This window comes from Legionella sp., assembly GCF_965140895.1.
Classification (GTDB): domain Bacteria; phylum Pseudomonadota; class Gammaproteobacteria; order Legionellales; family Legionellaceae; genus Legionella.
In genome coordinates this window covers 1-6429 of sequence record NZ_CBCSKT010000016.1, presented here as the reverse complement: position 1 = coordinate 6429, position 6429 = coordinate 1, and the positions used below count along the sequence as shown (strand labels likewise).

Genomic DNA, 6429 nt, shown 5'->3' with positions numbered 1-6429 from the left:
GTGGGAGGGGGGGGGGGGGGGGGGGGGGGGGGGGGGAGGGGGGGGGGGGTGGGGAGGTGGTTCATTGAATGTGTCTGTGATGGTTGTTTCTTGAGGTTTTTCAATAGATTCATCCTCTTTCTTTACCATGTGCAAATTAGCATCAAGATATTGGGTAATATCAATATTAAAGGCAAGATGGAAGGCTTGATTAATTATTGATCTATGTTGTTGTGTAATTTCTCCGTGAAGTGGTATGACTCTTCTATTTATAAATTTTGTTGCTAGCCCATCATGATTCAAAGTTAAAAAGAGGGACTGGGGGTTGGCAAAATTAAAAAAATCATATTCAGGACAGTATTGAATATGTTCGTCTTCAAGAGAATAGCTCATCGCTCCTATAAGGTATAAGAACTGAGGATAGCGATGGAGTAGTTTATCTCCAAACTCCATTGCTTCTTCAGTAAGGGTGAACTCTCCATGGTTTTCAGAAATAAAGGGACTGCCCCAAGCATGAAGTTGGAATAGTTGGTCGTTATTGGGTTTCTTTTCCTCAAGGGGATAAGAGGGCATTTCATAGAGTTTTCGTATGGCAGTATCATATAGGTCATATTTTATTGGTACGTGATAGGCAGATGCCCCTGCTCCGAAAATATAAATACTTTTATTGCAAAGGACATTGTTTAGTTTTTTTAATATGTAATCAAGCTTACCCTTGGTTAAGGGAGGCATGTATAATTCCTTTGGGTTTATTACCTATGTAAATTATAGTAGCTATAAAAAAAGGAGCATTATTTGATGGTTTCTTGAATGAATCATTTGGTATAAAATTAAATTAATTTAATTGTAGAATTATTTTTAAGTGCCCCTGATGTGCCCCATAAAAGAAAGAAAAATTGAAAAATCCAATTAAAATCATTGTTTAATAGAGATAAATCATCGGATTATGAGTCTCTGTGAAATAGGGGTTTTATCAGGTTTTACCAAATTTTAAATTCTTTCAAATTTTAATTACGCCATGTATGAATATCAAGATGGCAACGGACATTCAATCATCACCATTAACCCAGTCAAATACCTATCGCATACCAGGGCATGGTATCGAGTGGATCGAAAACAAACGGTCATCAAACCGCATCAATTATCTGGCTGGTATAAAGCAGTCATTGTATTGGTAGAGACAGATAATTACCGCAATGCCTTATTGTGGCATGATTATTTTTTACTACTCTTATTCACTGGTATGCGAAAAATGGAAGCTGCCTCTTTGCGTTGGGAGGATATAGATCTCAAATCCAAAACTATCACCCTGCAAGACACCAAAAATCACGAAATACACACATTACCTATGTCTGATTTTGTCTATGAGCTAATGGAACGCAGAAGCCGGAATAAAACCAGTGAGTTTGTATTCTCAGCTGAAAGTAAAACCGGTTATATCTATGAACCTAAAAAAGCGGTAAACAGGGTGGTGGAGTTATCTGGCGTACCATTTACTTTGCATGATCTTCGTAGAACCTTTGCAACTATCGCAGATAGTCTTGATCTACCAGCTTATGCATTAAAGCGACTTCTTAATCATAAAATGAATAATGATGTAACTGCTGGATATATCATGAAAGACGTTGAGCGGTTGAGGAAACCCATGCAACAAGTAGCTAATTTCATTCATCAACACATGATGCTTAGCCAGAATGAGTAATGATTATTTTGCAAATATCTCAAAATGAGATAAAATTTGATTTAACGAGGATGTTTATTTGCTATGCATATAATAACTAGAAGAAGAATTACAGAGGCAAGGGTGTTGTTTCCTCAATGTGCATCTGCTCTTGCAGGGTGGTTGAAGGTTATCGAAGAGAATGACTTTAAAAATTTTGCTGAGTTAAAGGCTGCTTTTAATAGCATTGATAAAGTGGGTGATTTGTATGTTTTTGATATCGGGGGTAATAAACTCCGTTTAATAACAAGCATCCATTTTAATCGAAAAAAATTGTATATACGTCATATCTTGACCCATCAAGAATATGACAAAAATAAGTGGAAGGAGTGAATATGACTGCTTTAGCACACAATCATTATTTAGAAGAGACAATCCAGCATTGGAAACATATCTCTCCCGTTATTCATGATCCTCAAAATGACGATGAATATGAGAAGCTTGCCAGCATGCTCGATCAATTGTTGGATATCGTTGGTGACAATGAATCTCATGAGTTAATGGGGTTAGTTGATGTAATCAGCCATATGATAACTCAGTATGATGAAAACCATGATGAACAGCTTCAAAAAGGAAGCGGCATTGATGCGTTAAAATTTCTCATGGAACAACATGGCTTGGATCAAGGTGATCTTAAAAATGAAATTGGTAGCCAGGGTGTTGTTTCTGAAATACTAAATGGAAAACGCCAGCTTAATATTTCTCATATTAAAAAATTAGCAGCGCGATTTCATGTTACACCAGCTACTTTTATTGATTAATTTTAAAGCCATAGTTCCAGATAAATGGCTCATGTTAAGAAAACTTAAAAATGTTAACATGACTAAAATTAAAACCACAGGTCTTAAAGTGTGCAGAATCCTACTAATCAGTGATACCCATGGAAATTTGGATATCATCAACCAAATGGTAACTCAAACTAATGCAGATATGGTCATTCATGCTGGTGACTTTGGGTTTTATGATGAGCAGAGTATTTATCGACTTAGCCCAAGGGAACTACGCTTGTTAGTATCCCACTCACCAGTGTGGCGACAATATGAAGTAGATAAACAAACTAATCGCGAAAGGTTAATAGAAATAGTTAAAGAACATCAATTATTAGGTGACTTTCCAGATTATATCTCAGGTAAAAAGAAGTTCTTAGTTCCTGTATATGCTGTTTGGGGAAATCATGAGGATGTGCAAGTTTTAAGGCAATTAAATACCAATCTCAATGTTGAGAATCTGCATGTCCTTGACGAACATCACTTTTATCAATTCCACAACAGTGACAATGAACTTGAGTTTTCTCTTTATGGCTTGGGAGGAAATTTTTTAGTAAGTAAAAAGTTATTTGATAAACCAATTGCAGGAAACGGGGGAAAGGTCTGGACAGCATTACATCAGTTTGGCGTTTTGTATCAGCAGATTAAAGATAAAAGCAAACCTTCAATATTTGTTTCGCATGTCAGCCCCGGGAAAGAGCCACTGTTATCTCGTTTAATCATGCATTTTATGCCTAACTTTTGGATCAGTGGTCATATGGGCGCATCGTTTACCTGTGCCTGGAATCAATTTACTATCCGGGAGATGAATGAATCCTTAGATTGGCTAGAGAGTGATATTGATTTAATAGAAGAACAATATCAACAAGGTCGTCTTACAGATGAAGCAGCATTGGCTTATGAGATAATAAAAAGACCTATCGATAGGGATGAATCTTGGTATAAAAAATTGTGGAATATTAATCTTCCTGATGTGGTTGATGGACATGCGCTTTTAATTTTGCAGGAGAGTAGATTTTCATTGGAGACCTATTCAAAGGGCATTAAGTTCAATAATTGAATACTGATTTTTTCATACATAGAGGAAGCCATCTGGTAATATAGCTTTGCATATCTATGCAATTAAATTCCTTATACTTACCTTTAAGGTTCGTCCGATATGATTATAAGTCCGTCTAATATGGAATATAACCTCCAGTTAAGTTTATTATCTCTTAACTGGGGTGCCCAAATCCATTAAACCACCTCAGAATGGGCTGGATATGCGGAAAAACCCAAAGTATCAATAACTTTTTTTTCTTTATTGACAATTTTTACAATCGTATCACCGCCATCCTGACCATTTTCCCCACCTTTTCCAATTTCAAATTCAAGACAATGGACATTTTCGCCTTGTATTAACTTTTGAAAAATCTCTCCTCCCTCCCCACCAGTAGCTCCTATGGCTCCCTTGCCTAGTGCACCAGCACCACCACCACCTGCCCCAGGTGCTGCTCCAGCACGACCATTTAGAAAAATTGCATCTCCTCCTTTGCCTCCATCTCCACCTTTAGAATATGGGCTACCCAGGACACCACCTCCGCCGCCACCTGCTCCAGGAGCTGTTCCTCCTGTACCCCCAAGCGTTATAACTGAAACTAAATCAATTGGATTTCTTAATTGCTCTATATCTTCATTCCTTACTGACCATCCCTGCTTACCCAGAGAATCAAAATCGGCAAGCTGCTGTTTTTTCCATTGTTGCAATTTTTCAATAGAGTATTGAGAAACCTTCTTGATATCATCAATTTCAAATGCATGTTCCAGGCAAAGCGCTAAGAGATTATTGATAGACCTATTTTCATCTTCGGTTTGATCTGGATCCCAACGAGGGCCGCCTTCACTTCGTGCACAGATATGAGCAGCGTTAGAATTTAATGTACGAACTCCAGTTTCATTGTCAACTTTATATAGTGGACGACGACAGCCAGGTGAGGCACACCAATATGCATTAGCATATAATTCTTTTATTGTTTTAACCGATGGAAACTTATGCTTTTTAGATTTTGCCATTTTGGCCCCTTACCCTTTACTTTATTGAGCATACTCATTCTCAAAAGGTATTTAGTTAAATGTCTATCCTTTAATTCTTAGAAGGCCTCATAAAATTAATAACAAAGGAGGAGTGGCATCTTTTTCTTTGATTCTCCGAGGAAATCAGAACATTACGCGAGCGCAGATACTTATAAAATGTTGCTTTAGTTATTACTAATTGCTCACATATTTCTGAAACACTAAGCCTTCCCTCTTTATATAAAAGCTCTGCAGAATGTGCAATGGCCAAGGCCTTTTTTGATAGGCCCTTAGGTCTCCCTCCTTTTTTCCCTCTCGCTCTTGCGGCCTCAAGACCGGCAATAGTCCGTTCTTTGATAAGTTCTCTTTCAAATTCCGCTAAAGAGCCAAATATATTAAATACCAATCGTCCTTGAGGTGTTGTGGTATCGATTGGATCATTTAGGCTTTTTAAACCAATTCCTTTTTCTAGAAGTATATTCACTAAATTTATTAGATCCTTAAATGATCGCTCAAGCCTATCTATTTTCCAAATAACCAGAACGTCTCCTTTTCGAATCTCTTTTAGAAGTAAATCAAGTGCCGGACGATTCATCACGGAACTACTAATTTGGTCTTGGAATATTTTTTCAGGCTCTGTTGCAAAAACGAAAAATCTAAAAAAGCGATTTAAAATGTGGATATTTTTGTCAAATAACTTCTGCTTTTTATAACATAAGTGGTAATTATGTTTCTTTGTTAAATAATTTTACCATCTTAAGTAGGATTTATTTTTTATCACTGGCAATGAAATTCGTTTTTGCAACAGAGCCACAATATCTAAGGTAATAACCGCAGTACTATATCCACTCGTCCGTAAAACAATCGTTTTACGAAATTCGAAATAACAAGTGGTTATAAAAAATAATAGCAAGACTTCGAATGAATTAGGATGTTTACAGATTTCTTTCTTGCTACAGAGAAGAAAAGACACATTTCCGCGGACAATCAAGATTTGATCATCCGGGATGCGCTCATAAAAGGCCTCGCACTCCGGAACTTGCGCCCTGACGTAAAAATTGTTTGGTAACGAGACCACATTGCTGTGATCCCGTTTCCAAACAACCATAGATTCATCGTTGGGTTTCTTTTATTTTCGCCTCGATCCCTTCGCGTGAGCAATGCCATCAGCAGGATTTAATGGCCATTGATGTTTAGGATAACGTATCCGTAACTCTTTACGGATTTCTGAATAACCATTTTGCCAAAAGCTTTCTAGATCGCTTGTTACCTGAACTGGACGAAAATTCGGCCCTAATAAATGCAGTACAACTGACACACTCTGAAATAATATTTTCGGCGTTTTTTCCCATCCAAACACTTCTTGGATGCGTACTCTAAGAAAGGGATGTTCAACCGTTGAATAATGAATGGGTATCATGCTACCACTTGGAACTTTTAACCTATTTGGGAGTTCGGTTTGTAAAATACTACGCAATGTTTCAGATATATTTAGTTCAAAAAAATACACTAAATTTTTTTGCAGTACGAAGGTCATCTTACTTTCACCGAAACATGCTTGTCTAAATACAGTTAAGCAAAATGATTTTTTTAATGCATCTCCGTCGAAAAGACTTTCCAATTCATCTTGTATATGAGGGGGTATTAATGCCTTATGGAATCGTAAAAATATAATCTTTTGATACCACTCATGTAAATTTTCATTTTTCTTCAGTGTGCTCGCCCAATTGTCAGTTAATATATCAGGCAATTTTTCTGCAACGTGTACAGAGGACGCCAGCGAAAAATTCGGTTCTTCTATAGGTAAATCCCAAAGTGTTTTAAATTCACGCTGATAAAATTGCGATTTTTCTGCTTCAAAAATGATGTCTCTTTTCTTTATGATGTGGTCGGAAAAGTGTTTGAACAAAA

7 protein-coding genes and 1 pseudogene are annotated in these 6429 nt (G+C 37.0%); 4 read left to right on the top strand and 4 right to left on the bottom strand.

The features are described 5' to 3' along the window. The coding region (locus ACQY7T_RS02305; protein WP_428411102.1) for a hypothetical protein at nucleotides 1-711 on the bottom strand (711 nt) is incomplete at its 3' end. Nucleotides 712-985: 274 nt separating this feature from the next. Here ACQY7T_RS02305 and ACQY7T_RS02300 point away from each other — a divergent pair. From ACQY7T_RS02300 to ACQY7T_RS02285, 4 genes and pseudogenes are all read left to right on the top strand, one after another. Then, nucleotides 986-1681: pseudogene (locus ACQY7T_RS02300) on the top strand (tyrosine-type recombinase/integrase); the annotation flags it as partial. A 63-nt stretch (nucleotides 1682-1744) separates the two neighbouring features. Then, nucleotides 1745-2032: a type II toxin-antitoxin system HigB family toxin gene (locus tag ACQY7T_RS02295; protein WP_428411101.1), complete on the top strand. Its 288-nt coding sequence runs from the start codon at nucleotides 1745-1747 to the stop codon at nucleotides 2030-2032. A gap of 2 nt (nucleotides 2033-2034) precedes the next feature. After that, complete coding sequence (locus tag ACQY7T_RS02290; RefSeq protein WP_428411100.1) at nucleotides 2035-2460, top strand: helix-turn-helix domain-containing protein; 426 nt, start codon at nucleotides 2035-2037, stop codon at nucleotides 2458-2460. Further along, nucleotides 2432-3526 (top strand): metallophosphoesterase family protein, encoded by a 1095-nt coding sequence (locus ACQY7T_RS02285; RefSeq protein ID WP_428411099.1) that lies wholly within the window; start codon nucleotides 2432-2434, stop codon nucleotides 3524-3526. The genes ACQY7T_RS02290 and ACQY7T_RS02285 overlap by 29 nt, the downstream gene beginning before the upstream one ends. Before the next feature lie 176 nt (nucleotides 3527-3702). Here ACQY7T_RS02285 and ACQY7T_RS02280 read toward each other — a convergent pair whose 3' ends face one another. The 3 genes from ACQY7T_RS02280 to ACQY7T_RS02270 all read right to left on the bottom strand — a co-directional run. Further along, entirely contained in the window at nucleotides 3703-4518 is an 816-nt protein-coding gene (locus ACQY7T_RS02280; protein ID WP_428411098.1) for a hypothetical protein, read from the bottom strand. Nucleotides 4519-4588: 70 nt separating this feature from the next. Continuing rightward, a complete protein-coding gene (locus tag ACQY7T_RS02275; RefSeq protein ID WP_428411103.1) occupies nucleotides 4589-5143 on the bottom strand; it encodes a recombinase family protein in 555 nt (184 codons plus the stop codon). A 504-nt stretch (nucleotides 5144-5647) separates the two neighbouring features. Next, nucleotides 5648-6429: ATP-dependent helicase C-terminal domain-containing protein (locus ACQY7T_RS02270; protein ID WP_428411097.1), on the bottom strand; the 782-nt coding region annotated here is incomplete at its 5' end.